This window comes from Citrobacter sp. RHBSTW-00599 (assembly GCF_013784065.1).
GTDB classification, from domain to species: domain Bacteria; phylum Pseudomonadota; class Gammaproteobacteria; order Enterobacterales; family Enterobacteriaceae; genus Citrobacter; species Citrobacter braakii.
The window spans coordinates 870,021-895,693 of sequence record NZ_CP056717.1; the positions used below are offsets into that span (position 1 = coordinate 870,021).

The window sequence follows — 25,673 nt, forward strand, 5'->3', positions numbered from 1 at the left end:
ACAGGCGCACAGAGATTACTCCGCCAGAAACAGCTCCAGCAGAGAATTCAAAAATAGCTTACCGTGTTGGGTAATCTGCCAGTATTCATCGCATTCACTCAGATAGCCCTGGGCAATGGCCTCATCGATCTGTCGACGAATAACGTCTTCGGTAAGCCCGGTATATTGCGTGAACTCCGCGCGAGGCGCGGCTTCCAGCAGCCGGAAACGGTTCATAAAGAACTCAAACGGCTTATCGGCCTCGGCGACATCTCGCTGGCTTTCCAGATAACGTCCTTGCATGTATCCGCGCGGATGTCGCGTTTTGGTAGTGCGCAGGATGCGACCGTCTGGGAAAGTGACTTTGCCGTGCGCGCCGCAACCAATGCCTAAGTAGTCGCCAAAACGCCAGTAATTTAGGTTGTGCTGACACTGATAACCCGGTCTGGCGTAGGCTGAGGTTTCGTACTGCTGATACCCCGCGGCGGTCAGCAACTGGTGGCCTTGCTCAAAAATATCCCACAGCGCGTCGTCGTCCGGTAATACCGGTGGTCGGGACCCGAACAGCGTATTCGGCTCGATGGTCAACTGATACCAGGAAAGATGCGGCGGGTTGAGCGCGATGGCCTGCTGTAAATCGCTCAGCGCCTCTTCCAGCGTCTGATCCGGTAAACCGTGCATCAGGTCGAGGTTAAAGCTGCGTAGTCCCAGACCGCTCGCCAGGTGCGCTGCACGTTTGGCTTCTTCCGGCCCGTGAATACGTCCCAGACGTTCGAGTTTGGCGGAGCTAAAGCTCTGTACACCAATGGAGATACGGTTTACGCCAGCACGTTGATAATCCACAAAGCGATCGGCTTCCACCGTACCGGGATTCGCCTCCATCGTGATTTCTGCATCTGCGGCGAGATTCAGCCGTGCGCGCACGCCGTCGAGCAGCGTTTGCATTGCCGGGCCAGAAAGCAGGCTCGGCGTACCACCACCGATAAAAATCGTCTTTACCTCGCGGCCCTGGGCGTGGGCCACCTCAGAATCCAGATCGCTCAGCAGATGCTGCACATAGTCGTCATGAGGGACTTCGCCTTTAAGCGCATGCGAGTTGAAGTCGCAGTACGGGCATTTCTGCACGCACCACGGGATGTGTATGTAAAGACTTAACGGCGGAAGCTTAACCATTACGCAGGGCATCCAACAGCAGCTTCAGTGCTTGTCCGCGGTGAGAAATCGCACTCTTTTCTTCGCGGGTCAGTTCGGCGGCGGTTTTCCCTTCAGACGGCACAAAGAAGATTGGGTCGTAGCCAAAACCACCGCTTCCGGCAGGTTCACGGGCAATAACGCCCGGCCAGCGTCCGTGGCAAACCACAGGTGTTGGATCGTCTGCATGGCGCATATATACCAGCACGCAGTGGAATTGTGCCTGGCGCTTGTCATCAGGAACATCCTGCAGGGTGTGGAGCAGTTTTTCCAGGTTCTGCTGATCGGTTGCATCTTCGCCGGAATAGCGGGCTGAATAGATGCCCGGCGCGCCGCCAAGGGCATTTACCGCCAGACCAGAGTCATCAGCAATGGCGGGTAAACCGGTAATTTGCGCGGCATGACGTGCCTTCAGAATGGCGTTCTCAATAAACGTCAGCCCGGTCTCTTCTGCAGAATCAACACCCAGATCCGTTTGGGCAACAACATCAAGACCGAAATCACTCAGAAGAGAGGCGAGTTCACGCACTTTACCGGCGTTGCCGGTCGCGAGGACAACTTTTTGCATGGGATACCTAATCAGTTAGCGCCGCAATTTCGGGCGGGATCTGTTGCGGATGAATGATTTTAACCTGTTTGTGACGACCAAGCTCGCCCTTCTCAATGACGACCTGGCTTTTTGCCACACGGAACTGTTTGCCGAGAAACTTCACCAGATGACTATTGGCTTGCCCATCAACCGGTGGGGCGGTAATGGCGACTTTTAGTTCGTCGCCATGTAAACCTACAATACTGTCACGGCTGGCTTTAGGCTGAATGTAGAGCCGTAAAACCAGACCGTCATCGCAGGGGGTAACGGCACTCATAGCGCCATCCACAGCCCCGGCAGCAGCATGTTACCTGTCGCCTGTAATACTTCTGCGATGCCCATATTAATGACATACAGCAGCAGAACCAGGATCATTGGCGAGAAATCGATCCCGCCCATGCCTGGAAGTAAGCGACGAATAGGACGCAGCAGCGGATCCGCCAGTTGAATCAGCACGTACTCCACAGGGCTGCGGCCCTGGCTGACCCAGCTCATAATCGCCATCACCAGCAGAACCCAGAAAATCAGCAGTCCGATAGTCTTCAGGACAATCAGCATGGCGGCGATCCAGATGATCGGCTGGAACGTAACCACCTTAAACAGCACGATGGCCTTGATAAAGCTCAGAACGAGCGCAACTAATGCCGATGCGCTGTCAATTGGCCCCATCGGGGGAATGATACGGCGTAACGGCCCAATAATGGGCTGAGTGATTTTCACAATAAACTGCGAGAACGGGTTGTAGAAATCGCAGCGAGACCATTGCATCCACACGCGCAGCAGCAGCGCCATGGTATACAGCTCAATTACCGTTGAGAGCAGGAAGGTCAACGTATTCATGGTGTTCCTTAGTTTTCCTTATTTTTTAGTGTAATCACGAGCACCAAAAATGGCAGTGCCGATGCGCACCATCGTGCTACCCGCCGCAATGGCGGCATCCATATCATCAGACATCCCCAGTGAGAGCGTGTCGATACTTGGGTAGCGTGTTTTCAACCCGGCAAATGCTACCGCCATTTGCTGTGCAACTTCAAACTGCCTTACATAATCTGACTCTGGCGCCGGAATCGCCATCAGACCACGCAGGGTAATCCGTGGCAGCGCGGCGACTTCAGCGGCCAGTGCGTCAAGCTCTGCAAGCGGAATACCTGACTTACTGTTCTCATCGCTGATATTAATCTGAATCAACACATTGAGCGGCGGCAGTTCCGCAGGGCGCTGTTCGCTCAGACGGGCAGCGATACGCAGACGATCAATTGTATGGCACCAGTCAAAATGTTCAGCGACCAGACGACTTTTGTTCGACTGCAGCGGGCCGATAAAGTGCCACTGCAGATCGTTAACGCCTTTTTCCTGAAAGTAGCGGATCTTATCCACCCCTTCCTGGACATAGTTTTCACCGAAGGCACGCTGCCCTGCGGTCATGGCTTCTTCGATGGCGCTCGCAGGTTTGGTTTTGCTAACTGCAAGCAACATAACTTCTTCTGAAGACCGCCCGCAACGCGTCGCGGCGGCTGAGATTTTGTCCCGGACATGTGCCAGGTTATGCGCGATATCGTTCATTTTCCGAGGATGTTCATATGAATATGGAAGAAATAGTGGCCCTTAGTGTAAAGCATAACGTGTCGGATCTACACCTGTGCAATGCATGGCCTGCGCGCTGGCGCATAGGTGGAAAAGTCGAAATAGCACCATTTACTCCCCCTGACGTGGAGAATCTGCTGATGTGCTGGCTCAGTGAGCAACAACAGGTACAGTGGCGGGAACAGGGGCAAATTGATTTTGCCCTTACGCTGGCGGACTCCCGGCGTCTACGCGCCAGCGCATTTGCTCATCAGCAGGGCACCTCGCTGGCGCTAAGATTGCTACCGCTTGAATGTCCTCGTTTAGACGATCTTCAGACCCCCGAGGCCATACCTGAACTGCTGCACGGTGAAAATGGATTAGTTCTGGTCACTGGAGCCACCGGCAGCGGTAAATCAACCACCCTGGCGGCGATGGTGGAGTACCTTAATCAACATATTGCGGGGCATATTCTGACGCTGGAAGATCCGATTGAATATCGCTACACCAGCCAGCGTTGTCTTATTCAACAGCGGGAGGTGGGCGTACACTGCGCTTCTTTTGCTGCCGGTTTGCGCGGCGCGTTACGCGAAGATCCCGACGTCATTTTGTTGGGCGAGCTGCGCGACGTGGAAACTATTCGTTTGGCCTTAACGGCAGCGGAGACCGGGCATCTGGTGTTGGCAACCTTACATACGCGAGGGGCGGCGCAGGCCATCGCGCGGCTGGTGGACACCTTTCCCGCTCAGGAGAAAGATCCGGTGCGTAACCAGCTGGCAGACAGCCTGCGGGCGGTACTTTCGCAAAAGTTGGAGGAAGATAAGCAGGGAGGACGCGTGGCGTTATTCGAACTGCTCGTCAACACGCCCGCCGTGGGCAATTTGATCCGCGAAGGGAAAACGCATCAGCTACCCGGTGTGATTCAAACCGGGCAGCAGACAGGTATGCAGACGTTTGCACAAAGTCAGCAGCAGCGCCAGGCGCAGGGGCGACTTTAGTAGCCCTGCTCGAAATAGCTTTCAAGGATAATAACGGCAGAAGCGGAATCTACTTTGCCTTTATTCAACGCCCGGTATCCGCCTTGCTCAAACAGACCTGAGCGGGCTTCGACGGTGCTCAAACGTTCATCGTGCAGCGTTACGGTTACGCCAAAGCGACCGTGAATGCGGTTAGCGAATTTGCGCGCGCGCGCAGTAAGGGGTTGTTCGGTGCCATCCATGTTGAGCGGCAGGCCGACAATGATTTCGTCCGGCTGCCACTCTTTTAGCAGACGTTCAATCAAACTCCAGTCTGGCGTGCCGTCCTGTGCTTTGATGGCGGGCAAGGGTCTCGCCGTACCGGTAATGCGTTGACCAACCGCGACGCCGATACTTTTCGTACCAAAATCAAAAGAGAGTAATGTTCCGCTCATCAGGCGTGTCCCGCCACGCCAGGCATGGTCTGAATATCAATCCCGATAAGCTTCGCCGCATCGCGCCAGCGGTCGGCAATCGGCGTTTTAAATAAGATGTTCAGGTCTGCGGGAGCAGTGAGCCAGGCGTTATCCAATAGCTCTTGTTCCAGTTGACCTTTTTCCCATGATGAATAGCCCAGCGCAACCAGCACTTCGGATGGCTGCTCCTGCGTACCCAGGGTTTCAAGTACATCGCGGGAGGTGGTGATGATAGTGTTATCTGAAATGCGAATACTGGAGGCAAAGCGTGACGGCGGGGTGTGTAGAATAAATCCACGGTCTTCCGCCAGCGGGCCGCCGAGCATCACCGGTTTGTCCAGACGAATGGCAGGATCGCGTGCTTCTGGAGTAATCTTTAGCTTTTCCAGAATCCCTTCAATTTGTAAGTTTTCCAGAGGCTTATTGACGATAATCCCCATTGCTCCGTTCTCATTGTGTTCACAGATATACACCACGGAACGGCGGAAAATCGGATCCTGGAGAGCAGGCATGGCAATTAGAAAGTGATGCTGTAAATTCATTGTCAGAGGTTCTGTTTCCTGGTTCAAAAAAGCAACAGAGCCCAGTATGTGGGCAAAGCGCGAAGATGTCACCCTCTGAAGATAGCTTTGCCGGATGGCAGCTTTGCCTTATCCGGCCTACGGGGTGCAAATGTAGGCCGGATAAGACGCGAAGGCATCGCCATCCGGCAACTTATTTATTTCTGCAAACGTGCCTCGATGGCGTCCATCAGCATACCGGTAATCGAAACCGGGAACTCCGCTTCAATTTCACGAATACAGGTTGGGCTGGTGACGTTAATTTCCGTCAGACGGTCGCCAATGATATCCAGACCGACAAAAATCAAACCTTTTGCTTTCAGCGTTGGCCCAATGCGACGTGCAATTTCCCAGTCGCTGTCGGTTAATGGACGCGGCTCGCCACGACCGCCGGCTGCCAGGTTGCCACGGGTTTCGCCGCCTTGTGGAATACGCGCCAGGCAGTACGGAACGGGTTCGCCATCGACCACCAGCACGCGTTTATCGCCGTCTTTAATTGCCGGCAGATAGTTCTGCGCCATGCAATAACGGGTACCGTGCTCGGTCAGTGTTTCGGCAATGACGCCAAGGTTCGGATCGCCTTCCTTGACGCGGAAAATAGATGCGCCGCCCATGCCGTCCAGCGGTTTGAGAATGATGTCGCTGTGTTTTTGCCAGAAGGCTTTCAGCTGCGCTTTGTTACGCGTGACCAGCGTTTCCGGTGTCAGGTCGGCAAACCATGCAGTGAACAGCTTCTCGTTACAATCGCGCAGGCTCTGCGGTTTGTTGACGATTAGCGTCCCTTTCTCCTCTGCACGTTCCAGAATATAGGTTGCATAGATGAACTCGGTATCAAAAGGCGGATCCTTACGCATCAGAATGACGTCCAGATCTGCCAGCGGGAGATCCTGCTCGCTTTTGAACTCATACCATTTGTCGTAGTTCTGCTCTACGCTCAGGGTACGCGTACGGGCGCGGGCTTCACCGTTGATCAGATAGAGATCGGCCATTTCCATATAATGAATTTCGTAACCGCGACGTTGCGCTTCCAGCAGCATAGCGAAGCTGGAATCTTTCTTGATGTTGATGCTTGCGATGGGATCCATCACGATGCCGAGCTTGATCATTGTTCTTCTCCGTTAGCCCAGATCGCCAAAACGCACCTGTAGCGCGGTGATGGCGGTGAGCGCAGTTGTCTCAGTACGCAGAACGCGAGGTCCTAACAGAATATCAGTAAACTGATACCGTGCGGTCATGGCAATTTCATCTGCCGACAGCCCACCTTCGGGGCCAATCAGCAAGCGGATGCGTTCCACCGGGAGCGGCAGCGTATTGATGCTGGCGCTGGCGCGGGGATGCAGGTTCAGTTTCAGACCTTCATCCTGTTCGGCGCACCACGCTTCCAGATCCATCGCCGGGCGAATTTCAGGCACCCGATTACGACCGCACTGTTCGCAGGCGGCAATGGCGATTTTCTGCCACTGCTGGAGCTTCTTGTTCAGGCGTTCGCTGTCCAGTTTAACGCCGCAGCGCTCAGAAAAAAGTGGCGTAATGAGGCTTACACCCAGTTCAATCGATTTTTGGATAGTAAATTCCATTTTTTCACCCCGCGACATCACCTGGCCCAGGTGGATGTGCAGCGGCGATTCTCGATCGTCGAGTTCAGCGTTAAGCACCTTCACGTCCACGCTTTTCTTACTGGCGTGGGTGATTTCGGCGTCGAATACCTGATTGCTGCCATCAAACAGCTGTAGCGCCTGGCCTGGTCCCATACGCAGCACGCGGCCGATATGGTTGGCTGCATCTTCACACAGTGAAATTTGGCTGCCGGAAGTGAGTGGCTCAGGGTGATAAATGCGAGGAATGCGCATAGTTAAACATCCGCGTCATGGCCCTGGGCTGCAAAAGGCAGGGCATGGTTAAAAAATATTGCTGCTAGTGTAGGTTAGCTCTTTTGCGCCTGGCAAGCGTGTTGCACATAGGGGTTATGGTTCCCCTGAACCTTCGCAATGCGTTCGTCGCGCTCACACTCCCAATCGGTGACCGGATACTGCTTATTCCAGGCATTAAAAAGCTGAGTTTGCTGGCGGGAGAGCGTCAGGTTGTATTGGTCGCGCATGTAAAAATAGGTACGCGCGATGGCGCCACGGGCGCGGGCTGGAGGCTCGGCAACTTTCTCTTTGAAGTCAACCTTCATGGTGCATTGTCCATATTGGCCTTCACCACCGTTCCACTGGCTGTACATAAAGTTTGCGCGATCGCCATTGACCTCACCCACCGCGGGCTGCAGGTTATGCATATCGCTTTCCATTTTGCGATAGACCGGATCTTTAGCGCAGTTTTTACGCCCTCCGTCCTGCCAGCACTGGCGCTGATGACCAAATTGCCAGGCGGGGACAACGTGTTCCCATTCAATTCGACTGGCGCGGTTTTCATTTTTTCGCACTTTATAGCCGCAGGATTCGAGGTCAACGACCCCTTTTTTTCCTTGCCAATTAATTTTACATCCGCAATAGAAATCGCCTGGCGCATCGGCGTTAACTTTAACGCCCGCTGCTTTTGCCTGAGAAAAACTGTTGATGCCTTCGGCTAAAACCGAGCCTGAAAACGCAGCGGCTAACAGGGCCGCAGCAAAAGAAAGATTACGGTACATCACGAACTCCGTGTCAAAACGAGCCCGCAACGTAGCGAAAGTCATTCCTGTATGCAATCAGTTAGATCAGAAAAGTTCCTGATAATTCTGAAGATTATTCTGCAACCAGCGGTTCACCGCAGTGAACGCAGCGGTAGGTGGCTTCGCCGCGTACAACGCGGTTATGGCGGCGGACGGTCAGTTGGTGTTCCTGACACTTACAGCGGTATGTAAAGGTCTTACGCTGCACGGATTGCAGCTCAAACTGATGCGTGCGCCGGGCCGGTACGCCCAGCACGCTCTCCATCATCCATTTCCACTCTTTCCCGTGCGGCGGTACGCGGCCAAAGTGTTTCCACACCAGTAGATGCGCCAGTTCATGGGGCACCACTTCGTTAACGAACGCGTCAACATTCTCCATCAGCAAAACTGGATTAAGACGAATTTCGTAGGTTTGTAGCCACGCGGTACCCGCGGCGGTTCCGCGCTGTTGGTAAACCAGCTTTGGTTCCGGGTATTGGCGTTCGAGCTTGAGATTGGCCTGTGCGAGTTTTTCCCGCAGGCTGCGCATAACGGCTTGCTGGATGGCGATCGGGAGACGGGAGGTTTTCATAACGCCAGAGGATAGTGCGACAGGGAAGGGACTGCAAGAGGAAGGCTCCCTCCCGCTTGGGAGGGAGCCTCACGAGATTAGTCGTGTGCGCCAATTTCGCGCAGTTTACGACCTTTCATCAGGTTACGTTCAATGTGTTCCAGAGAGACGTTTTTAGTTTCAGGGATCAGCCACAGGGTCAGGAAGATGAACAGTACGTTCAGGCCACCGTAGACCCAGAAGGTGTTGGCGCTGCCCAGCGAGTTCAGCATCGTCAGGAAGGTTGCGCCGACAATCATGTTGGCAATCCAGTTAGTTGCGGTAGAGCAGGTGATGCCGAAATCGCGACCTTTCAGCGGCTGGATTTCAGAGCACAGTACCCAAATCAGCGGACCGGCGCTCATCGCAAAGCCAACGATAAACATTAGCAGCATCAGCACTGCGAAGTATTGTGCGGCTGGCGAGTGAATACCCACGTGCATCATTGTACCCAGCACGCCCATACCGACGGCCATGACGATAAAGCCGAGGATCAGCGTAGGTTTTCGGCCCCAGCGGTCAACCAGGCCAATGGCGATAAAGGTTGCCAGCACGTTGGTCAGACCGACAATAACGGTCCCCCACATCTGTTCGGTGGTGTTGGTGTAACCCGCCAGCTCAAAGATTTTTGGCGCGTAATACATAATGACGTTCATCCCGGTGAACTGCTGCATCACCTGTAATAGAACGCCAAGGAAAACTGCGCGGCGGAAGTTGCTGTTTTCTTTAAACAGCGCCCAGCCGCTCTGCTTCACTTGCAGGCTTTCACGAATTTCATCCAGCTCGCGTTTGGCTTCAGCGCTGGTGTCACGCAGACGCAACAGAACGCGTTCGGCATCGACAAAACGACGTTTAGCCGCAAACCAACGCGGGCTGTCCGGCAGGAAGATGACGCCAACCAGCAGTAACAGGGCAGGGATGATGATCACGCCCAGCATCCAGCGCCATGCGCCGCTGTAGCTAAATGCCGTATCGGAAAGATACGCACCTAAAATACCGATGGTGATCATTAACTGATACATAGAAATCATGCTGCCGCGAATTTTTTCCGGGGCGATTTCGGACAAGTACAACGGTGCGGTATAAGACGCAACGCCGACTGCCAGGCCGAGCAGCACGCGGGAAACCAGCAGCACTTCAACGTTTGGCGCTGCGGCGGAGAACAGCGAACCGGCAACAAACAGGATTGCGCCGATCATCAGGCTTTTTTTACGCCCCAGCTTAAAGGAGAGCCAACCGCTGCCGACGGCGCCCACTGCCGCACCAAACATCATGGAACTCACCACCCATTCCTGAGTGTGTGGGGTAATTTGGAACTCGTCGGTGATGAATGGTAAAGCACCGGCAATAACACCGATATCCAGGCCAAAAAGTAATCCAGCCAGGGCTGCCAGGAAGCAGACAAAAAATGTCATGGCTTTGTTGGAATGCCCCGTTTTTTTATTGTCAGGCATGATGCCCTCCGTTGGGTAGCTAGTTTTGTTGATGTTAAGGGTAGGTGAGTACGGGGTAAAAAAATGCGAATCACATCACATTAGTGTAATCGGTTACACTGGCATTCATGTGGATTATTGTTTAATGAGTTGAAAGTTAACATTATTTATTATTATAGAATAAAGTTGATTGGCTGATTTTAAGACATTGCTGAAATATGATGTAACAGTGATGCAATGCTGGTAACGAAGAGATGTGAATTCAAGGTAGATAGAAATACTGTGCTATGTAATCGCTTTCATTTGTTATTGAAGCAAATGAAATTAGCGTGGTTATAGCGATGGGGGATGGGAGAGCAAATGACATAAAAAAGACCAGCATGAGGCTGGTCTTCATAAGCATTGAGCCGTCGGGGAATTACTTCAGACCGGCAGCTTCACGCAGCAGGGCGGCTTTGTCGGTTTTTTCCCATGGGAAATGTTCGCGACCAAAGTGACCGTAAGCGGCGGTTTCTTTGTAAATTGGGTGCAGCAGATCCAGCATCTGAATCAGGCCATACGGGCGCAGGTCGAAGAACTCACGCACCAGCAGGGTCAGCTGTTCTGAAGGCACTTTTTCAGTACCGAACGTTTCCACCATGATAGAGGTCGGTTCAGCCACGCCGATTGCGTAGGAAACCTGAATCTCACAACGGTCAGCCAGGCCAGCGGCAACGATGTTTTTCGCTACGTAGCGGGCTGCATAAGCTGCGGAACGGTCAACTTTAGACGGATCCTTACCAGAGAATGCGCCGCCGCCGTGACGGGCCATGCCGCCGTAGGTATCAACGATGATTTTACGACCCGTCAGACCGCAGTCACCCATTGGACCGCCGATAACGAAACGACCAGTTGGGTTGATGAAGAACTTGGTTGAAGCTGTCAGCCATTCAGTCGGCAGTACCGGCTTGATGATCTCTTCCATAACGGCTTCTTGCAGCGATTTCTGATCGATATCTTCAGAGTGCTGAGTCGACAGAACAACCGCATCGATACCGACGATTTTACCGTCGTCATACTGGAAGGTTACCTGGCTTTTTGCATCCGGGCGCAGCCAGGATAAGGTGCCGTTTTTACGCACTTCAGCCTGACGCTGCACCAGACGGTGAGCATAGGTAATCGGGGCTGGCATCAGCACGTCGGTTTCGTTGGTTGCATAACCAAACATCAGACCCTGGTCGCCTGCGCCCTGTTCCAGCGGATCCGCACGGTCAACACCCTGGTTGATGTCCGGAGACTGTTTACCAATCGCGCTCAGTACCGCACAAGAGTTGGCATCAAAGCCCATGTCGGAATGCACATAGCCAATTTCGCGAACCGTGTTACGGGTGATCTCTTCGATATCAACCCATGCGCTGGTGGTGATCTCACCGCCAACTAAAACCATACCGGTTTTGACGTAGGTTTCGCAGGCAACGCGTGCTTTCGGATCCTGCTCCAGGATTGCATCCAGCACGGCATCAGAGATTTGGTCAGCGATTTTGTCAGGATGCCCTTCTGATACGGACTCGGACGTAAAAAGGTGTTTTGCCATATTTAATTTCACCTAAGGAGAATGTAGTTAGCTCAAACTGTCGAGTGGAATAGCCATGTGTAGAAGATTCTACCATGAGTCTGCAGATGACGGACACTGGCAGTCTGAGTGTTAATCGGTATAGATGGATTAACATCTGGACGGCTATTTTAAGGCGGTTCTGCGCCTGATTTCCAGCTTTTTTTGATTGAGCTCGCATTGTACTGAAAATGTAACTGGAAATTTTTCCTGACGGTGCTGGCAATGCGCGTATTTATCTTTTGCTTTTTCGTACTGTTGTCGGTATAAAACGCGGCGCGCGGCTCATATCCGTCATACTTCAAGTTGCATGTGCGTTGGCAATACTCGCCCAGTCACTTACTCCTGTAAGCGCCCGGGGATTCACTGCGTTGCCGCCTTCCCGCAACTCGATTTATTGAGGATAGACAAAAAAGCACACGACGTTTTCATCGTGTTGCCACTTCCAGCCGGGTTAAAACTTTAGCTTTGGCTTGTGGGTTCGTTCCGTCAGGAGCAACCGTGGAGGTGATACGAGATAATGAACCGTTGTATTCTGCTGAATCTGTCGCACCGTTCTGGTGTACATATGTCCCCCGCAATCTGCATCTTGCATACCTGCCGATGTTATACCCATCTCGGCGCTTCTCAGGACTCCAGGGCCGGCAACGGTCACTAAGAACTGAACAAGGGCGCTCTTGGTAAACAAGAGTTTTCTCGTGGTTTCGCCGAACCGTCAGCATTAAGTTCGGTTACGTGTTTACATTGATATGAAAAAGAAACCGGTCGCACAGTCGGAGCGTCAGCACTATCTGCTGGAAATTCTGCCTGTATTTGGGTTGTTATCGCGTCTTCGGATTGCGATAGTAGTCAACTGTTTTACACTTGTTAATAAAATTTGAGGTTCGCTATGTCTGACGACATTTCTTTGGGTTCGCCTTCGTCAGCAGGCGAACACGGTGTACTACGCTCCATGCAGGAGGTTGCAATGAGTTCCCAGGAAGCCAGCAAGATGCTGCGTACTTACAATATTGCCTGGTGGGGTAATAACTACTATGACGTCAATGAACTGGGCCACATCAGCGTGTGCCCGGATCCCGACGTACCAGAAGCGCGCGTTGACCTTGCTGAGTTGGTGAAAGCCCGTGAAGCGCAGGGCCAGCGTTTGCCTGCATTGTTCTGCTTCCCGCAGATCCTGCAACACCGTCTGCGTTCGATTAACGCCGCGTTTAAGCGCGCCCGTGAGTCTTACGGCTACAACGGTGACTATTTCCTCGTTTACCCGATCAAGGTTAACCAGCACCGTCGCGTGATTGAATCGCTGATCCACTCCGGCGAACCGCTGGGGCTGGAAGCCGGTTCTAAAGCTGAACTGATGGCCGTTCTGGCTCATGCCGGAATGACCCGCAGCGTGATCGTGTGTAACGGCTATAAAGACCGCGAATACATCCGCCTGGCGCTAATTGGCGAAAAGATGGGCCATAAGATCTATCTGGTCATCGAGAAGATGTCTGAAATCGCTATCGTGCTGGATGAAGCTGAACGACTGAATGTTGTTCCGCGTCTGGGCGTGCGTGCGCGTCTGGCGTCGCAAGGGTCCGGCAAATGGCAGTCCTCCGGCGGAGAGAAATCGAAATTCGGCCTGGCGGCAAACCAGGTGCTGCAACTGGTAGAAATGCTGCGCGAGCGCGGTCGTCTGGACAGTATTCAGTTGCTGCACTTCCACCTCGGCTCACAGATGGCGAACATTCGTGATATTGCCACCGGCGTACGTGAGTCGGCGCGTTTCTACGTTGAGCTGCACAAGCTTGGCGTAAATATCCAGTGCTTCGACGTGGGCGGTGGCCTGGGCGTGGACTACGAAGGTACCCGTTCGCAGTCTGACTGCTCCGTAAACTACGGCCTGAACGAATACGCGAACAACATCATCTGGGCCATTGGCGACGCCTGTGAAGAGCACGGTCTGCCGCACCCGACGGTAATTACCGAATCCGGTCGGGCTGTTACCGCGCATCATACCGTGCTGGTGTCTAACATTATCGGCGTTGAGCGTAGCGAGCATACCGAAGCAACGCCTCCGGCTGACGATGCGCCGCGTGCCCTGCAAAGCATGTGGGAAACCTGGCAAGAGATGCATGAGCCGGGAACCCGTCGTTCGCTGCGTGAATGGCTGCACGACAGCCAGATGGATCTGCACGATATTCACGTTGGGTACTCTTCAGGCACCTTTAGCCTGCAGGAACGCGCGTGGGCAGAACAGCTCTATCTGAACATGTGTCACGATGTGCAAAAACAACTCGACCCGAGCAACCGCGCGCACCGTCCGATTATCGACGAGTTGCAGGAGCGTATGGCGGATAAGATTTACGTCAACTTCTCACTGTTCCAGTCGATGCCGGATGCGTGGGGGATCGATCAGCTGTTCCCGGTGATGCCGCTGGAAGGGCTGAACAAGGCTCCTGAGCGCCGTGCGGTGCTGCTGGATATCACCTGTGACTCTGATGGCGCTATCGACCACTATGTTGATGGTGACGGCATTGCGACCACCATGCCGATGCCGGAATACGACCCGGAGAACCCGCCGATGCTGGGCTTCTTTATGGTGGGTGCGTACCAGGAGATCCTTGGCAACATGCACAACCTGTTCGGTGATACTGAAGCGGTTGACGTGTTCGTCTTCCCTGACGGCAGCGTGGAAGTTGAGCTGTCTGACGAAGGGGATACCGTGGCGGATATGCTGCAATACGTGCAGTTGGATCCGAACACCCTGCTAACTCAGTTCCGTGACCAGGTGAAAAACACCGATCTGGATACCGAGTTGCAGCAGCAGTTCCTCGAAGAGTTTGAGGCAGGTCTGTACGGATATACCTATCTCGAAGACGAGTAATGCTGTTGGGGTTCGCTTGAACCTGAGCAAATTAACGGCGATAATTCGCCTATACAAGTAGTCACGTAAATCAATCCCTTCCTCGTCGGGCTTAACGACGCGGAGGGGATTTTTTTTCACCGATTTTAAAAGAGGTCAGTACATGAGCACCTTAGGTCATCAATACGACAACTCCCTAGTTTCTAACGCCTTTGGTTTTTTGCGTCTGCCGATGAACTTCATGCCGTACGACAGCGACGCCGATTGGGTGATCACCGGCGTACCGTTTGATATGGCAACGTCTGGCCGCGCGGGCGGTCGTCATGGTCCGGCTGCGATCCGTCAGGTTTCCACTAACCTGGCGTGGGAACACAATCGCTTCCCGTGGGACTTCGATATGCGCGAGCGTCTGAACGTGGTGGACTGCGGCGATTTGGTTTATGCGTTCGGTGATGCCCGTGAAATGAGTGAAAAACTGCAGGCGCATGCTGAGAAGTTGCTTTCTGCCGGTAAGCGCATGCTCTCTTTCGGCGGCGACCACTTCGTCACGCTGCCGCTCCTGCGCGCGCATGCTAAACACTTTGGTAAAATGGCGCTGGTGCACTTTGATGCCCACACCGACACCTACGCTAACGGCTGTGAATTCGACCACGGTACCATGTTCTACACTGCGCCGAACGAAGGTCTGATCGATCCGAATCACTCTGTGCAGATCGGTATTCGTACCGAGTTCGACAAAGATAACGGCTTTACCGTGCTGGATGCTTGCCAGGTGAACGATCGCGGCGTAGATGACATCATCGCCCAGGTTAAGCAGATTGTTGGTGATATGCCGGTGTATCTGACCTTTGATATCGACTGCCTCGATCCGGCGTTTGCTCCAGGAACCGGTACGCCCGTGATCGGCGGTCTGACTTCCGATCGCGCGATCAAGCTGGTACGTGGTCTGAAAGATCTGAATATCGTCGGGATGGATGTGGTGGAAGTAGCTCCGGCCTACGATCAGTCAGAGATCACCGCGCTGGCGGCGGCTACGCTGGCACTGGAAATGCTGTATATCCAGGCGGCGAAGAAAGGCGAATAACGGGTTTTGGACTATTTTGCCGGATGTCGCTGACGCTAGTCCGGCCTACATTATTGCTGAATTTGTAGGCCGGATAAGGCGTTCACGCCACCATCCGGCACTGTTCGAGGATTATTTTATCCCGTCTGCGCTCATGCGATCGCGAATGTGTTGCGCACGTTCTGCAGATGCCGGGTGATCGTCAAACATTGAGCTTTGGCGTCCTGCGTCCAGTTTAGCCAGTTTCTCAAAGCTGGTGGCCAGTCCTGCCGGATTGATCCCACGTTTGCGCAACAAATCATACGAGTAATCATCTGCTTCGGATTCCTGACGCTGGGAGAACTGCGAGTTCACCAGTTTCTCGCCAAGATCGCCCAATTGCGACTGTGACAGGCTGCCGACAATGCCGCCAGCGGAAGCCGCTGCTGCACGTACGGCGTTAGTGCCCAGCGCGACCTGCATGCCTTTTTTCACGTGACCCAGCGCGACGTGGCCCATTTCGTGGCCGATCACCGCTTCGACTTCGTTATCGGTCATCATGTCCATCAGGCCGCTGTACACGCGGATACAACCGTTCGCCATGGCAAAGGCATTCACATCTTTCGCCATATAGACTTTGTAGTTCACCGGCTGGCCGTTAATGTTGTCGCCAAGCGCGGCGGCGATTTTGCCAAGACGCGTTGTGTACTCGCTGCTGGCAGGGGCGATAGTAGCCTTGCTGTCCATATCTTTACAGGCCTGATCGCTCAGCGCTTTTACCTGAGTATCGCTCAGACTATAGGCCTGAAAAGCCTCTGCGCCAGAAGAAAGCAGTCCGTTTGAGTCCATGTTCTGGCAGCCGGTCAATGCCGCCGCCATGCTCGTAGCAAGCAGTAAAGCGCGAATTTTCATTTTTTCTCTTCCGCACAAAGTCAGGATTTTTCTAAAAAATGCGTCGTTTGCAGGTAAACCGACGCTCGGCCTTAGTATAAAGAAAAGAACATTCAGCGGGCGAGAAGATTGCGCAACTTGCGCGCATGATCCAGAGATTTCTGAAGCGGTAAAAGGATGCTCCATGTACATGACACGCGGCTTGGGTTACATTGTTGGCACTTTTTTCCGGCGTAGCCCAAAACGCGCTGTCGTCAAGTCGTTAAGGGCTCAGCCTTCATTATCCGATCTGGAGTCAAAATGTCCTCACGTAAAGAGCTTGCCAATGCTATTCGTGCGCTGAGCATGGACGCAGTACAGAAAGCCAAATCCGGTCACCCGGGTGCCCCGATGGGTATGGCTGACATTGCCGAAGTCCTGTGGCGTGATTTCCTGAACCACAACCCGACTAACCCGTCCTGGGCTGACCGTGACCGCTTCGTGCTGTCCAACGGCCACGGCTCCATGCTGATTTACAGCCTGCTGCACCTCACCGGCTACGATCTGCCGATGTCTGAGCTGCAGAACTTCCGTCAGCTGCATTCCAAAACGCCGGGTCATCCGGAAGTGGGTTACACCGCGGGTGTTGAAACCACTACCGGTCCTCTGGGTCAGGGCATTGCGAATGCTGTGGGTATGGCTATCGCCGAAAAAACGCTGGCGGCGCAGTTTAACCGTCCTGGTCACGACATCGTTGACCACTTCACCTATGCTTTCATGGGCGACGGCTGCATGATGGAAGGTATCTCTCACGAGGTATGTTCCCTGGCCGGTACGCTGAAGCTGGGTAAACTGGTAGCGTTCTACGATGACAACGGCATCTCTATCGATGGCCACGTTGAAGGCTGGTTCACCGATGACACCGCTAAGCGTTTCGAAGCCTACGGCTGGCACGTGGTTCGTGGCGTTGATGGTCACGATGCTGACGCGATTAAGCGCGCAGTTGAAGAAGCTCGCGCTGTGACCGACAAACCGTCCCTGCTGATGTGCAAAACCATCATCGGTTTCGGTTCCCCGAATAAAGCTGGTACCCACGACTCTCACGGTGCGCCGCTGGGTGATGCAGAAATCGCACTGACCCGCGAACAGCTGGGCTGGAAATACGCGCCGTTTGAAATTCCGTCTGAAATCTACGCGCAGTGGGATGCGAAAGAAGCAGGCCAGGCAAAAGAAGCTGCATGGAACGAGAAGTTCGCTGCTTATGCGAAAGCCTTCCCGCAGGAAGCCGCTGAATTCACCCGTCGTATGAAAGGTGAAATGCCGTCTGACTTCGACGCAAAAGCGAACGAGTTCATCGCTAAGCTGCAGGCTAACCCGGCGAAAATCGCCAGCCGTAAAGCGTCTCAGAACGCGATTGAAGCGTTTGGTCCTCTGCTGCCTGAATTCCTCGGTGGCTCCGCTGACCTGGCACCAAGTAACCTGACTCTGTGGTCTGGTTCTAAAGCTATCAACGAAGATACTGCCGGTAACTACATCCATTACGGTGTACGTGAATTCGGTATGACCGCTATCGCTAACGGTATCTCTCTGCACGGTGGTTTCCTACCGTACACCTCCACCTTCCTGATGTTTGTGGAATATGCCCGTAACGCGGTGCGTATGGCTGCGCTGATGAAACAGCGTCAGGTGATGGTCTATACCCACGACTCCATCGGTCTGGGCGAAGATGGCCCGACTCACCAGCCGGTAGAGCAGGTAGCTTCGCTGCGTGTGACCCCGAACATGAGCACCTGGCGTCCGTGTGACCAGGTTGAATCTGCCGTTGCATGGAAATACGGTGTAGAGCGTCAGGACGGTCCGACCGCGCTGATCCTCTCCCGCCAGAACCTGGCACAGCAGGAACGTACCGAAGAGCAGCTGGCGAACATCGCGCGCGGTGGTTACGTGCTGAAAGATTGCGCCGGTCAGCCGGAACTGATCTTCATCGCTACCGGTTCTGAAGTTGAGCTGGCTGTGGCTGCCTGGGACAAACTGACCGCTGAAGGCGTTAAAGCGCGCGTGGTTTCCATGCCGTCTACCGACGCGTTCGACAAACAGGATGCCGCTTATCGCGAGTCCGTACTGCCGAAAGCTGTTTCCGCACGTGTTGCAGTGGAAGCGGGTATCGCAGACTACTGGTTCAAATACGTGGGCCTGAACGGCGCTATCGTTGGTATGACTACCTTTGGTGAGTCTGCACCGGCTGAGCTGCTGTTTGAAGAGTTTGGCTTCACTGTCGACAACGTTGTCGCGAAAGCAAAAGAACTGCTGTAATTTTGATTACAGGTGAAAACGGGTCGCTTATGCGGCCCGTTTTTTTAAAGTAAGTAAATTTATTTGGTTGTGTGCAACCCAAAAATGTAGATGTTCATCACAAATATGATATTTAGCGATGTTTTATATTTGCAGCTTGAATCACATTATTGCTGTTGATTTTTATATTTCTTTTCTCAATCCATTGTTTTTAAAGGCATCGCCAAAAAACATTCTGCGCTGTATGTAGTTTTCTCCTCGATTGATTTCATTTCGCCGTGCGCGTATTTTATTTTTAACGCTAACTCGTACCCTAAAAATAAAATAAGGAAAATGTATGCGGCTGATTGATTACTTTCCCGAATCATCTATCTCAATAAAAAATTCAGCAAAGAACTGGCAGGAGGCAATTGACTTTTCTATGTCATCCTTACTTGCCAACCATTATGTCAATTCAGATTATATTCAGGCCATTAAAGACTCAACGATTAACAATGGTCCTTATTATATTTTAGCACCAGGTGTCGCCATGCCGCACGCTCGACCGGAGTGTGGCGCGTTAAAAACCGGTATGTCATTAACGCTTCTCAAACAGGAAGTGAAATTTGCCGAAGATGATGAAGGTATCAGATTATTAATCGGATTGTCGGCGGCTAATGCTGATTCACACATTGGCGCTATTCAGGCCTTAAGCGAATTATTATGTGAAGAGGAAGCACTAACCGCTTTGTTAGCGGCTAAATCAGAAAAACAATTGGCGGATATTATCGCTCAAGCATAATTAACGGTTTCCTTTCAGGATATTATTATGGAAAACAAGTCTGCTCGTGCCAAAGTCCAGGCTTTTGGTGGGTTTTTGACTGCAATGGTCATTCCCAACATCGGTGCGTTTATTGCCTGGGGTTTTATTACCGCATTATTTATTCCTACTGGTTGGATGCCGAATGAGCATTTCGCTAAAATTGTCGGTCCGATGATTACCTATTTACTGCCCGTCATGATTGGCTCCACAGGGGGACATCTGGTTGGCGGGAAACGCGGTGCGGTAATGGGGGGCATTGGTTCTATTGGCGTTATTGTGGGCGCGGATATCCCGATGTTCCTTGGCGCGATGGTAATGGGGCCGCTTGGCGGTTGGGTGATTAAGCATATCGACCGTCTGCTGGAAAAACGCATTCCTGCAGGCTTCGAGATGGTTATCAATAATTTCTCTCTTGGTATTGCGGGAATGCTCTTATGCTTGCTGGGGTTTGAAGTTATCGGCCCGGCGGTTCTCATTGCCAATAATTTCGTGAAGGAGTGTATTGAAGCGTTGGTTCATGCGGGCTATCTGCCGTTGCTATCCGTAATCAATGAGCCGGCAAAAATCCTCTTTCTGAACAATGCCATCGATCAGGGGGTGTATTATCCGCTGGGGATGCAGCAAGCTTCTGAAACGGGAAAATCAATTTTCTTCATGGTGGCATCTAACCCAGGGCCGGGATTAGGTTTGTTACTCGGCTTTGCTATCTTTGGCAAAGGGATGAGTAAAAAGTCTGCGCCAGGCGCCATGATTATCCACTTCCTCGGTGGTATTCATGAACTGTATTTCCCGTATGTGCTGATGAAGCCTCTGACCCTGATCGCGATGATTGCCGGGGGAATGACCGGGACGTGGGTATTCCACCTGCTGGACGGTGGGTTAGTTGCGGGGCCAAGCCCAGGATCCATATTCGCCTATCTGGCATTAACGCCGAAAGGTTCTTTCCTCGCGACCATTGCAGGAGTCACCGCGGGAACCGTTGTTACTTTTGTTATTACCTCTGTCATCCTGAAAATGGAAAAGAACGTTGAAACAGAAAGTGAAGATGACTTTGCTGAATCAGCCAGAACCGTCAAAGCGATGAAGCAGGAAGGGAAATTCTCTTATAAAAACATTAAACGTGTCGCTTTTGTCTGTGATGCAGGAATGGGTTCCAGTGCTATGGGGGCAACCACGTTTCGTAAGCGTCTGGAGAAAGCGGGATTGAATATTACTGTGACGCATTATGCTATCGAAAACGTTCCGCAAGATGCCGATATTATTGTCACCCATGCCAGTCTTGAAGGTCGTGTTAAACGTGTAAGTGAAAAGCCATTAGTGCTGATTAAGAACTATATTGGTGACCCATTGTTGGATGATTTATTTAAACGCATTACTGCGAACTAGCCTTCTTATATTTTTGGAGTGAATATGAAAACGAAAGTTGCTGCCATATATGGCAAGCAGGATATTCGTATCCGCGAATTTGAACTGCCTGCAATTACAGATAATGAATTGTTAGTAAGCGTAATATCCGATAGCGTTTGTTTGTCCACCTGGAAAGCAGCAGCATTGGGGAGCGATCATAAACGCGTACCGGACGATCTGGAAAATCATCCGGTTATTACCGGGCATGAATGTGCAGGTATCATTGTTGAGGTGGGAAAAAACCTGACGGATAAATATAAGAAAGGTCAGCGTTTTGTGTTGCAACCCGCGATGGGATTGCCTAGTGGATATTCAGCGGGATACAGCTACGAATATTTTGGCGGCAATGCGACATATATGATTATCCCGGAAGTGGCGATTAACCTGGGATGCGTTTTGCCTTACCACGGCTCTTATTTTGCCGCCGCCTCATTGGCAGAACCGATGTGCTGCATTATTGGCGCGTATAACGCGAATTTTCATACCACGCCTTACGTTTATGAGCATCGCATGGGGATTAAGCCAGGGGGGAACATTGCGCTTCTGGCCTGCGCCGGGCCGATGGGTATTGGTGCAATAGATTATGCCATTAACGGGAATATTCAGCCGTCGCGCGTGGTGGTGGTCGACATTGATGAAGCACGACTGGCTCAGGCTAAAAAACTGTTGCCCGTTGAGCTGGCGGCAGAAAAGGGGATTGAGCTCATCTATGTGAATACTACTGGCATGGATTCTCCGACAGCGATGCTGCGAGCGTTAACTCATGACGCAGGTTTTGATGATGTTTTTGTGTATGCGGCAGTGCCTGCAGTTGTTGAGATGGCTGATGATTTACTCGCGGAAGATGGTTGCCTGAATTTTTTTGCCGGTCCTACGGACAGTAACTTCAAAGTGCCGTTTAATTTTTATAACGTGCACTACAACAGCACTCACGTTGTCGGGACATCCGGTGGTTCAACGGATGATATGAAAGAGGCCATTGCGCTCAGTGCAACTGGCCAACTGCAACCGTCGTTTATGGTGACGCACATTGGCGGCCTTGATGCAGTTCCGGAAACTGTATTGAATTTACCGGCGATCCCCGGCGGTAAGAAGCTTATCTACAACGGCGTTACCATGCCACTAACCGCCATTGCTGATTTTGCCGAGAAAGGGAAAACTGACCCATTATTCAAAGAACTGGCGCTGCTGGTGGAGGAGACGCACGGTATCTGGAATGAAAAGGCAGAAAAATACCTTTTGGCACACTTTGGCGTTGATATCGGGGAGGCTGCGATATGATGTCGCTGGCATGGCCGCTATTTCGTATCACGGAGCAGGCTGCACTGGCAGCCTGGCCGCAAACCGGGTGCGGCGATAAAAACAAGATTGATGGTCTGGCTGTGACGGCAATGCGGGAAGCATTGAACAGTATTGCCATTCGCGGACGCATCGTTATTGGCGAAGGGGAGATTGATCAAGCCCCGATGCTGTGGATTGGTGAGGAAGTGGGAACCGGCACCGGACCTGAGGTAGATATCGCCGTTGATCCTATCGAAGGAACCCGAATGGTGGCTATGGGGCAAAGCAATGCGCTGGCCGTCATGGCGTTTGCCCCTCGCGGTAGTTTGTTACACGCCCCTGATATGTACATGAAAAAACTGGTTGTTAATCGGTTTGCGAAAGGGGCGATTAATCTGGCGCTGCCGTTGGCAGATAATCTGCGTAATGTGGCAGAGGCGTTGGGTAAACCGCTGGAGCGACTGCGGATGGTGACGCTGGATAAACCGCGCCTTCAACCAGCGATTGCCGAGGCGACACGGCTTGGCGTCAAGGTCTTTGCTCTACCCGACGGCGACGTGGCCGCCAGCGTGCTGGCCTGTATGCAGGAGAATCCTTATGATCTGATGTATACCATTGGCGGCGCGCCTGAAGGGGTTATTTCAGCCTGTGCGGTTAAAGCGCTGGGGGGTGATATGCAGGCTGAACTGATTGATTTTTGCGAAGCGAAAGGAAATAACGCAGATAATCGTCTGATTGCAGCACAGGAACATCAGCGCTGCGCGGAAATGGGCGTTGAGATCAACCGGATCTACGCGCTGGACGAACTGGTAGGGGGAAATAAGATCCTCTTCAGCGCGACAGGAGTCACGGGCGGCGATCTTGTGAAAGGGATCCAACAGGTTGCGAATGGTGTGCGCACGCAAACTTTACTGATCGGCGGCGCGGATCGAACGTGTAATATAATAGACTCTCTGCATTCATGGTGATTTATCGAGAAACGAATGACGACGCTGACAGAAGACGATGTGCTTGAGCAACTGGATGCTCAAAATAATTTACTCTCGTTTATGACGACGGCACATAACATTTTGCTCCAGGGCATTAAGCGCTTTCTACCGTCGCTGTTCGTTAATAACGATGAAGAGATTGTGGAATATGCAGTGAAGCCGTTACTCGCCCAGAGTGGACCGCTTGACGATATCGACGTTGCGTTACGTCTGATTTATGCGTTGGGAAAAATGGATAAATGGCTTTATGCCGACATCACCCATTTCTCTCAGTTTTATCAGTACCTGAACGAGCAGGATAATATCCCCGATTTTGCCGATGACATTACCTGGGATTTTGTCAGCAACGTGAACAGTATCACCCGCAACGCAACGCTCTACGGTGCGCTGGAGTCGATGAAATTTGCCGACTTTGCTGCGTGGTCCGAAGTGCGCTTTAGCGCAATGGTCAAGACGGCAATGACGCTGGCAGTGACGGCGATTTTAAAGGAATTAACGCCGTGAAAATCAAACTAACGGTGAATGGGCTACAGGTTGAAGCACATTACCGTGATGATGAGATAGAGAACGTCCACAAACCGTTATTACAACAGCTGGCAAAAATACACGCCACTCACCCGCAGCGACGAACGATCGTTTTTCTCAGCGCACCGCCTGGTACGGGTAAATCGACGCTGACCACCTTCTGGGAATATCTCTCCCGTCAGGATCCTGGCCTGCCGGAGATCCAGACGCTGCCGATGGATGGCTTCCATCACTACAACACCTGGCTGGATGCTCATAACCTGCGAGCATACAAAGGTGCGCCGGAAACCTTTGATGTGGATAAACTTACACAGAATCTACGTCTGATAAGGGAAGGGGAGGGCTCCTGGCCACAGTACGACCGGCAAAAACACGATCCGGTAGAAGCGGCTATAACAGTGATCGCGCCGATTGTGATTGTGGAAGGAAACTGGTTATTACGCGATGATGAAAGGTGGCGGGCGTTAGCTGAGTTTTGTGATTATTCGCTGTTTATTCGTGCTCCTGCCAACGCGCTCCGTACACGATTGGTAGGCCGTAAACTGGCGGGCGGACTATCACAAGCTGACGCTGAGGCGTTTTATGAGCGTACCGACGGACCGAATGTTCGTCGGGTACTGGAAGCGAGTCTGCCTGGTGACCTGACGCTGGAGATGCTGGAATCTGGTGAATATCGGATTGCGTGAAGGCCAATTATTCCTGTTAAGCCGTAATGATTATTACGGCTTACTGGAATAATTTCCCCCGGTCTCAGCGGGAAAAATGTGATGTACGTCAGATAACTGTTTTCTTTGGCTGGACAATCATTCCTTTTATTCCGCGTTTCGCTTATTCTAGCTGAAGCGTTTCAGTCGATTAAATGTTCGACAATTAACCAATTAGTCGCAGTTTGCGACAGGTAAGGTTTCCCTGAGCGATTTGCTGCATTACTCTGTCTGCCACATCGTTTCTGAGAAATCCTTGCAGGAGACCTATGACCGTACGCGTAGCGATTAATGGTTTCGGTCGCATCGGACGCAACGTGGTTCGTGCTTTGTATGAATCCGGGCGTCGGGCGGAAATCACCGTGGTGGCAATCAACGAACTGGCGGATGCTGCAGGCATGGCGCATTTGTTGAAATATGACACCAGCCATGGACGTTTTGCCTGGGATGTTCGTCAGGAACGTGACCAGCTCATCGTTGGCGATGACGCGATCCGCATTCTGCATGAGCGAACGCTCGATGCGCTTCCCTGGCGCGAACTGAGTGTCGACGTGGTGCTGGACTGTACGGGGGTTTTCGGCAACCGCGAACACGGCGAGGCGCATATTGCCGCTGGTGCAAAAAAAGTGCTCTTTTCACATCCTGGTAGTCACGACATCGACGCAACCGTTGTGTATGGCGTTAATCAGGATCAGCTGCGCGCTGAACACCGGATCGTTTCCAACGCCTCCTGCACCACGAATTGCATAATACCCGTCATTAAATTGCTGGATGATGCTTACGGCATTGAGTCTGGTACCGTCACCACGATCCACTCCGCGATGCACGATCAGCAGGTTATTGATGCCTATCATCCTGACCTGCGTCGCACGCGAGCGGCCAGCCAGTCTATTATTCCGGTTGATACCAAACTGGCGGCGGGCATCACGCGAATTTTCCCGCAGTTTAACGATCGTTTTGAAGCGATTGCGGTGCGTGTACCGACCATAAATGTGACGGCGATCGACTTAAGCGTGACGGTGAAAAAAACAGTAAAAGCCAGTGAAGTCAACCAGTTGCTGCAAAAAGCAGCACAAGGTGCATTTCATGGTATAGTTGACTATACGGAATTACCGTTGGTCTCTGTAGATTTTAACCACGACCCGCACAGCGCCATCGTTGATGGTACGCAAACGCGCGTGAGTGGCGCTCACCTGATCAAAACGCTGGTCTGGTGTGATAATGAATGGGGCTTTGCTAACCGTATGCTCGACACAACGTTAGCGATGGCTGCTATTGGTTTCAGGCTCGACGCTTGAGCGTCGACAAAACTTTATGAATCAACGAGAGGATTCAC

The 25,673-nt window shown here is 52.4% G+C and carries 27 protein-coding genes; 13 read left to right on the forward strand and 14 right to left on the reverse strand.

The window, feature by feature from the left end; translation table 11 throughout:
• Positions 1-15 precede the first annotated feature (15 nt).
• The 5 genes from hemW to HV243_RS04210 are packed head-to-tail and all read right to left on the reverse strand — an operon-like array spanning position 16 to position 3,322.
• Positions 16-1,152, reverse strand: coding sequence for a radical SAM family heme chaperone HemW (gene hemW / locus HV243_RS04190; protein ID WP_019077663.1), 1,137 nt, complete (start codon positions 1,150-1,152; stop codon positions 16-18).
• The gene (locus HV243_RS04195) at positions 1,145-1,738 is read right to left on the reverse strand and encodes an XTP/dITP diphosphatase (protein ID WP_053389412.1); all 594 of its coding nucleotides are present in this window, start codon (positions 1,736-1,738) and stop codon (positions 1,145-1,147) included. The genes hemW and HV243_RS04195 overlap by 8 nt, the downstream gene beginning before the upstream one ends.
• Positions 1,739-1,745: 7 nt before the next feature.
• Positions 1,746-2,036, reverse strand: a complete 291-nt coding sequence (gene yggU / locus HV243_RS04200) for a DUF167 family protein YggU (RefSeq protein WP_005123286.1) — start codon at positions 2,034-2,036, stop codon at positions 1,746-1,748.
• Positions 2,033-2,599 carry a YggT family protein gene (locus tag HV243_RS04205; RefSeq protein WP_053389411.1) on the reverse strand — a complete coding sequence of 189 codons (567 nt, stop codon included), beginning with the start codon at positions 2,597-2,599 and terminating at the stop codon, positions 2,033-2,035. Before HV243_RS04205 ends, yggU begins: the two co-directional genes overlap by 4 nt.
• An 18-nt stretch (positions 2,600-2,617) precedes the next feature.
• Positions 2,618-3,322 carry a YggS family pyridoxal phosphate-dependent enzyme gene (locus HV243_RS04210; RefSeq protein WP_016154400.1) on the reverse strand — a complete coding sequence of 235 codons (705 nt, stop codon included), beginning with the start codon at positions 3,320-3,322 and terminating at the stop codon, positions 2,618-2,620.
• 17 nt (positions 3,323-3,339) lie between these two features.
• On the opposite strand from HV243_RS04210, the gene HV243_RS04215 reads away from it, so the two are divergent.
• Positions 3,340-4,320, forward strand: coding sequence for a type IV pilus twitching motility protein PilT (locus tag HV243_RS04215; RefSeq protein WP_047357838.1), 981 nt, complete (start codon positions 3,340-3,342; stop codon positions 4,318-4,320).
• Here the strand turns inward: HV243_RS04215 and ruvX are convergent.
• The 8 genes from ruvX to metK form a co-directional block, all read right to left on the reverse strand.
• Positions 4,317-4,733 (reverse strand): Holliday junction resolvase RuvX, encoded by a 417-nt coding sequence (ruvX, locus tag HV243_RS04220; protein ID WP_003825428.1) that lies wholly within the window; start codon positions 4,731-4,733, stop codon positions 4,317-4,319. The genes HV243_RS04215 and ruvX overlap by 4 nt on opposite strands.
• Complete coding sequence (locus HV243_RS04225; protein ID WP_016154395.1) at positions 4,733-5,296, reverse strand: YqgE/AlgH family protein; 564 nt, start codon at positions 5,294-5,296, stop codon at positions 4,733-4,735. Before HV243_RS04225 ends, ruvX begins: the two co-directional genes overlap by 1 nt.
• Before the next feature lie 176 nt (positions 5,297-5,472).
• Positions 5,473-6,420 carry a glutathione synthase gene (gene gshB / locus HV243_RS04230; RefSeq protein WP_047414456.1) on the reverse strand — a complete coding sequence of 316 codons (948 nt, stop codon included), beginning with the start codon at positions 6,418-6,420 and terminating at the stop codon, positions 5,473-5,475.
• Positions 6,421-6,432: 12 nt separating this feature from the next.
• The gene (gene rsmE, locus HV243_RS04235; RefSeq protein ID WP_016154393.1) at positions 6,433-7,164 is read right to left on the reverse strand and encodes a 16S rRNA (uracil(1498)-N(3))-methyltransferase; all 732 of its coding nucleotides are present in this window, start codon (positions 7,162-7,164) and stop codon (positions 6,433-6,435) included.
• A gap of 74 nt (positions 7,165-7,238) precedes the next feature.
• Positions 7,239-7,946, reverse strand: coding sequence for a deoxyribonuclease I (endA, locus tag HV243_RS04240; RefSeq protein ID WP_019077649.1), 708 nt, complete (start codon positions 7,944-7,946; stop codon positions 7,239-7,241).
• Positions 7,947-8,040: 94 nt separating this feature from the next.
• A complete protein-coding gene (locus HV243_RS04245; protein WP_016157438.1) occupies positions 8,041-8,538 on the reverse strand; it encodes a SprT family zinc-dependent metalloprotease in 498 nt (165 codons plus the stop codon).
• A 77-nt stretch (positions 8,539-8,615) separates the two neighbouring features.
• On the reverse strand, positions 8,616-10,010 hold the full coding sequence (gene galP, locus HV243_RS04250; protein WP_016154390.1) for a galactose/proton symporter: 1,395 nt from the start codon (positions 10,008-10,010) through the stop codon (positions 8,616-8,618).
• Between the two features lie 397 nt (positions 10,011-10,407).
• On the reverse strand, positions 10,408-11,562 hold the full coding sequence (gene metK / locus HV243_RS04255; RefSeq protein ID WP_003027071.1) for a methionine adenosyltransferase: 1,155 nt from the start codon (positions 11,560-11,562) through the stop codon (positions 10,408-10,410).
• Between the two features lie 538 nt (positions 11,563-12,100).
• On the opposite strand from metK, the gene HV243_RS25675 reads away from it, so the two are divergent.
• The 4 genes from HV243_RS25675 to speB all read left to right on the forward strand — a co-directional run bounded on the left by HV243_RS25675 (position 12,101) and on the right by speB (position 15,509).
• Entirely contained in the window at positions 12,101-12,238 is a 138-nt protein-coding gene (locus HV243_RS25675) for a hypothetical protein (RefSeq protein ID WP_269149342.1), read from the forward strand.
• 91 nt (positions 12,239-12,329) lie between these two features.
• On the forward strand, positions 12,330-12,461 hold the full coding sequence (gene yqgB, locus HV243_RS04265; RefSeq protein ID WP_049041971.1) for an acid stress response protein YqgB: 132 nt from the start codon (positions 12,330-12,332) through the stop codon (positions 12,459-12,461).
• Positions 12,462-12,469: 8 nt separating this feature from the next.
• Positions 12,470-14,446: a biosynthetic arginine decarboxylase gene (gene speA, locus HV243_RS04270; protein WP_016154389.1), complete on the forward strand. Its 1,977-nt coding sequence runs from the start codon at positions 12,470-12,472 to the stop codon at positions 14,444-14,446.
• 142 nt (positions 14,447-14,588) lie between these two features.
• Positions 14,589-15,509 (forward strand): agmatinase, encoded by a 921-nt coding sequence (gene speB, locus HV243_RS04275; protein WP_016154388.1) that lies wholly within the window; start codon positions 14,589-14,591, stop codon positions 15,507-15,509.
• Positions 15,510-15,620: 111 nt separating this feature from the next.
• On the opposite strand, the gene HV243_RS04280 is transcribed toward speB, so the two are convergent.
• Positions 15,621-16,379 carry a M48 family metallopeptidase gene (locus HV243_RS04280; protein WP_053389410.1) on the reverse strand — a complete coding sequence of 253 codons (759 nt, stop codon included), beginning with the start codon at positions 16,377-16,379 and terminating at the stop codon, positions 15,621-15,623.
• 279 nt (positions 16,380-16,658) lie between these two features.
• On the opposite strand from HV243_RS04280, the gene tkt reads away from it, so the two are divergent.
• The 8 genes from tkt (at position 16,659) to epd (ending at position 25,635) form a co-directional block, all read left to right on the forward strand.
• Positions 16,659-18,650 (forward strand): transketolase, encoded by a 1,992-nt coding sequence (gene tkt, locus HV243_RS04285; protein ID WP_016154386.1) that lies wholly within the window; start codon positions 16,659-16,661, stop codon positions 18,648-18,650.
• Between the two features lie 316 nt (positions 18,651-18,966).
• Positions 18,967-19,410 (forward strand): PTS mannitol transporter subunit IIA, encoded by a 444-nt coding sequence (gene cmtB / locus HV243_RS04290; RefSeq protein ID WP_016157436.1) that lies wholly within the window; start codon positions 18,967-18,969, stop codon positions 19,408-19,410.
• 27 nt (positions 19,411-19,437) lie between these two features.
• Positions 19,438-20,817 carry a PTS mannitol transporter subunit IICB gene (locus tag HV243_RS04295; RefSeq protein ID WP_016154384.1) on the forward strand — a complete coding sequence of 460 codons (1,380 nt, stop codon included), beginning with the start codon at positions 19,438-19,440 and terminating at the stop codon, positions 20,815-20,817.
• Between the two features lie 24 nt (positions 20,818-20,841).
• Complete coding sequence (locus HV243_RS04300) at positions 20,842-22,119, forward strand: zinc-binding dehydrogenase (protein WP_016154383.1); 1,278 nt, start codon at positions 20,842-20,844, stop codon at positions 22,117-22,119.
• Positions 22,116-23,087 carry a class II fructose-bisphosphatase gene (glpX, locus tag HV243_RS04305; RefSeq protein WP_016154382.1) on the forward strand — a complete coding sequence of 324 codons (972 nt, stop codon included), beginning with the start codon at positions 22,116-22,118 and terminating at the stop codon, positions 23,085-23,087. Before HV243_RS04300 ends, glpX begins: the two co-directional genes overlap by 4 nt.
• A gap of 15 nt (positions 23,088-23,102) precedes the next feature.
• The gene (locus tag HV243_RS04310) at positions 23,103-23,612 is read left to right on the forward strand and encodes an MltR family transcriptional regulator (protein ID WP_047414449.1); all 510 of its coding nucleotides are present in this window, start codon (positions 23,103-23,105) and stop codon (positions 23,610-23,612) included.
• On the forward strand, positions 23,609-24,319 hold the full coding sequence (locus HV243_RS04315) for a nucleoside/nucleotide kinase family protein (protein WP_053389409.1): 711 nt from the start codon (positions 23,609-23,611) through the stop codon (positions 24,317-24,319). The genes HV243_RS04310 and HV243_RS04315 overlap by 4 nt, the downstream gene beginning before the upstream one ends.
• Before the next feature lie 287 nt (positions 24,320-24,606).
• Complete coding sequence (gene epd / locus HV243_RS04320) at positions 24,607-25,635, forward strand: erythrose-4-phosphate dehydrogenase (protein WP_181603932.1); 1,029 nt, start codon at positions 24,607-24,609, stop codon at positions 25,633-25,635.
• Positions 25,636-25,673 lie beyond the last annotated feature (38 nt).

Excerpts from the sequence above, each read along its gene's own strand:
- glpX (WP_016154382.1), top strand. The coding sequence starts at position 22,116 with ATGATGTCGCTGGCATGGCCGCTATTTCGTATCACGGAGCAGGCTGCA.
- speB (WP_016154388.1), top strand. The coding sequence starts at position 14,589 with ATGAGCACCTTAGGTCATCAATACGACAACTCCCTAGTTTCTAACGCC.
- metK (WP_003027071.1), bottom strand. The coding sequence starts at position 11,562 with ATGGCAAAACACCTTTTTACGTCCGAGTCCGTATCAGAAGGGCATCCT.
- HV243_RS04210 (WP_016154400.1), bottom strand. The coding sequence starts at position 3,322 with ATGAACGATATCGCGCATAACCTGGCACATGTCCGGGACAAAATCTCA.
- yqgB (WP_049041971.1), top strand. The coding sequence starts at position 12,330 with ATGAAAAAGAAACCGGTCGCACAGTCGGAGCGTCAGCACTATCTGCTG.
- rsmE (WP_016154393.1), bottom strand. The coding sequence starts at position 7,164 with ATGCGCATTCCTCGCATTTATCACCCTGAGCCACTCACTTCCGGCAGC.
- HV243_RS04245 (WP_016157438.1), bottom strand. The coding sequence starts at position 8,538 with ATGAAAACCTCCCGTCTCCCGATCGCCATCCAGCAAGCCGTTATGCGC.
- tkt (WP_016154386.1), top strand. The coding sequence starts at position 16,659 with ATGTCCTCACGTAAAGAGCTTGCCAATGCTATTCGTGCGCTGAGCATG.
- HV243_RS04280 (WP_053389410.1), bottom strand. The coding sequence starts at position 16,379 with ATGAAAATTCGCGCTTTACTGCTTGCTACGAGCATGGCGGCGGCATTG.
- epd (WP_181603932.1), top strand. The coding sequence starts at position 24,607 with ATGACCGTACGCGTAGCGATTAATGGTTTCGGTCGCATCGGACGCAAC.
- speA (WP_016154389.1), top strand. The coding sequence starts at position 12,470 with ATGTCTGACGACATTTCTTTGGGTTCGCCTTCGTCAGCAGGCGAACAC.
- cmtB (WP_016157436.1), top strand. The coding sequence starts at position 18,967 with ATGCGGCTGATTGATTACTTTCCCGAATCATCTATCTCAATAAAAAAT.
- HV243_RS04295 (WP_016154384.1), top strand. The coding sequence starts at position 19,438 with ATGGAAAACAAGTCTGCTCGTGCCAAAGTCCAGGCTTTTGGTGGGTTT.
- HV243_RS25675 (WP_269149342.1), top strand. The coding sequence starts at position 12,101 with ATGAACCGTTGTATTCTGCTGAATCTGTCGCACCGTTCTGGTGTACAT.
- hemW (WP_019077663.1), bottom strand. The coding sequence starts at position 1,152 with ATGGTTAAGCTTCCGCCGTTAAGTCTTTACATACACATCCCGTGGTGC.
- HV243_RS04195 (WP_053389412.1), bottom strand. The coding sequence starts at position 1,738 with ATGCAAAAAGTTGTCCTCGCGACCGGCAACGCCGGTAAAGTGCGTGAA.
- yggU (WP_005123286.1), bottom strand. The coding sequence starts at position 2,036 with ATGAGTGCCGTTACCCCCTGCGATGACGGTCTGGTTTTACGGCTCTAC.
- galP (WP_016154390.1), bottom strand. The coding sequence starts at position 10,010 with ATGCCTGACAATAAAAAAACGGGGCATTCCAACAAAGCCATGACATTT.
- ruvX (WP_003825428.1), bottom strand. The coding sequence starts at position 4,733 with ATGAGCGGAACATTACTCTCTTTTGATTTTGGTACGAAAAGTATCGGC.
- HV243_RS04310 (WP_047414449.1), top strand. The coding sequence starts at position 23,103 with ATGACGACGCTGACAGAAGACGATGTGCTTGAGCAACTGGATGCTCAA.
- HV243_RS04225 (WP_016154395.1), bottom strand. The coding sequence starts at position 5,296 with ATGAATTTACAGCATCACTTTCTAATTGCCATGCCTGCTCTCCAGGAT.
- HV243_RS04300 (WP_016154383.1), top strand. The coding sequence starts at position 20,842 with ATGAAAACGAAAGTTGCTGCCATATATGGCAAGCAGGATATTCGTATC.
- endA (WP_019077649.1), bottom strand. The coding sequence starts at position 7,946 with ATGTACCGTAATCTTTCTTTTGCTGCGGCCCTGTTAGCCGCTGCGTTT.
- HV243_RS04205 (WP_053389411.1), bottom strand. The coding sequence starts at position 2,599 with ATGAATACGTTGACCTTCCTGCTCTCAACGGTAATTGAGCTGTATACC.
- gshB (WP_047414456.1), bottom strand. The coding sequence starts at position 6,420 with ATGATCAAGCTCGGCATCGTGATGGATCCCATCGCAAGCATCAACATC.
- HV243_RS04215 (WP_047357838.1), top strand. The coding sequence starts at position 3,340 with ATGAATATGGAAGAAATAGTGGCCCTTAGTGTAAAGCATAACGTGTCG.